The following is a 1,879-nucleotide window of genomic DNA, read 5'->3' on the forward strand; positions in this document are numbered from 1 at the left end:
TCGTATTGGTAACGCAGGGTGGCCCAGCCCTGGTGTTCGCTGATAAGGCGGTCTTGCAGGTCGTATTCGTAAGCCAGTGGCCATTGAGCGTCGCGACCTCAGGAAAGTATCAATTTTATTTATTAAAGAGCATTTAAGTAAGCGGCGTGATTAAAATAAAAAACGCTACCGCCACTTTCAGAACTCAATTCAGCCCGAACCAATAAAATGACTATTAATTACATTGGCTTTTATAATTACAAGTTTGAAATAAAGGGGGTAATACCGTTTTCGATCAATCGTTTTTGAAGTTTTAATAGCATATTGTTAGCTTCTTTGGGGCCTTTCATAGCTTGCTGAGCGTCTTCCTCTGATATTTCATCTTCACGCATAACTACTTGATGGATCAGCATCGTAGTGCGCAAAAAATTTTTACTATGCTTCCATATTTAAAAGTCACCAAGCTTGTATATGAAATTCCCCAAGATTTTGTGTCCTCATAAAACATTTCTATAAAAGTTTTCAATTTTATAGATGGACTCTAATAGAGCCTCGCCTGATGACCACTCTCCTACACCACGGCTTAAGCCAAGGCCTGTTCCACTCGGAACATCTTTTTTAGAAGTACGCAGAATTTCGTTATTTAGCGCACTTTCTTGAAAACGAGTAAGAATGTCTATTGTTTTTTCTGTCGGGCTTGCAACCCGTTCATTGCCTGGCGAACAGATACTTTCAAATCTTATCCGCTTCGCTATATAAATAGCTTGCTCAATAAGCTCAACAAATATTTTTATGTCAGCGTCAATCTTATTCATTTTGGTGGGTCTCATAGCTTCTATGATCCAACGAGCGTCAAATCCTTTGAATCTTAGCTGTATAGTTCCCCTTTGATATATATCGCCCTCTAATCCTTCGGCAGTATTTTTATTTCCGCAAGGATAATAATTTTCTCATCTGAATCTACTTGCTGCGCACCTTGGCCTCATATGATGTTTCAGGTCGCCATGATGTCACCACAAATCAATTCTTTCACAATCGAACTCAATGTAATCGCCTGCCTGCAAGCCTCCAGGTAAGTAATCATCAACTATGAAACGCAATTTACCTACTAAAATAATTTGATTTTCTGTATCGATCACTTTCCCTACTATTTTTCGCTTGAGAGTGTCGTTGCAATTGCTAGCAATGCTAGGAGTTAGCTCTTCGTTTATTCGCACATTTTTTATGTCAAATATGTGTAAGGGCTCATTCAAGTTATCTCCAACAGAAACTTCGCAGGGTTGAGAAAATACAGTGCAGATGTAGTCGTCATCAGTTATTTCCACTTCTGCTTCTTGAGCTGCTATTGATGTCCAACGAATGCTTTTCACTTTCATGGTTTATTTTCCGGGATGTTGTATGGGCTTGGTTTCCAACCTGCGGCTGGATTTGACCCTATTGTGTCCGTTTTTAATGATTTTGGTTTTGTTTCCCATCCGAGGCTCGGTGCTTTTCTTTGGAAGAAAGAAATAGATTTTAAGTGTAGTGTAGTAATCTCACCTGTTGCGCGATCAACTCCAGCCATTAGTCCTTTTGCCCCTCCGACACCTCCCGAAATAGATACGTAAGCGTTTAATTCAGGAGTGAACACGCCATTAAGTATCACTGAGTTGGCGTCGCTTACATATTGCCCAACATTGTAGTTTACTAGACCCAGTGTCTGAGCAATTTCAGTACCATGTTTTTCAAAGTGGCGGATATCTTCCCCTTTCTTAAAAGTTCTCTCAATAGTAGGAATCGGAGGACCATTTTCGGCTGCAATCAGCTCTTTACCAGCTCCCAACTCCCTTCGTTCTTGCCCCGGACAATCCCCCGGAACACAACTCAACCCCAACGGATCCACCCACCCTGTCGGGTTGGG

4 protein-coding genes are annotated in these 1,879 nt (G+C 41.2%); all 4 read right to left on the reverse strand.

The genetic code is table 11. The features are described 5' to 3' along the window. Positions 1-236: 236 nt before the first annotated feature. Positions 237-371, reverse strand: a complete 135-nt coding sequence (locus B347_RS27040) for a hypothetical protein (RefSeq protein WP_272942648.1) — start codon at positions 369-371, stop codon at positions 237-239. A gap of 105 nt (positions 372-476) precedes the next feature. Continuing rightward, positions 477-794: a hypothetical protein gene (locus B347_RS0111940; RefSeq protein WP_019409928.1), complete on the reverse strand. Its 318-nt coding sequence runs from the start codon at positions 792-794 to the stop codon at positions 477-479. 195 nt (positions 795-989) lie between these two features. Next, positions 990-1,355, reverse strand: coding sequence for a hypothetical protein (locus B347_RS24910; RefSeq protein ID WP_019409929.1), 366 nt, complete (start codon positions 1,353-1,355; stop codon positions 990-992). Beyond that, positions 1,352-1,879, reverse strand: a 528-nt coding sequence (locus B347_RS26575) for a hypothetical protein (RefSeq protein ID WP_237719123.1), incomplete at its 5' end; no start/stop codon positions are given. The genes B347_RS24910 and B347_RS26575, both read right to left, overlap by 4 nt.

Source organism: Pseudomonas psychrophila HA-4 (assembly GCF_000282975.1).
In the GTDB taxonomy this organism is placed as follows: domain Bacteria; phylum Pseudomonadota; class Gammaproteobacteria; order Pseudomonadales; family Pseudomonadaceae; genus Aquipseudomonas; species Aquipseudomonas psychrophila_A.

What these genes read in the sequence shown, in the direction of transcription:
- B347_RS27040 (WP_272942648.1), bottom strand. Translation starts at nt 371, where the DNA reads ATGCGTGAAGATGAAATATCAGAGGAAGACGCTCAGCAAGCTATGAAA.
- B347_RS0111940 (WP_019409928.1), bottom strand. Translation starts at nt 794, where the DNA reads ATGAATAAGATTGACGCTGACATAAAAATATTTGTTGAGCTTATTGAG.
- B347_RS24910 (WP_019409929.1), bottom strand. Translation starts at nt 1,355, where the DNA reads ATGAAAGTGAAAAGCATTCGTTGGACATCAATAGCAGCTCAAGAAGCA.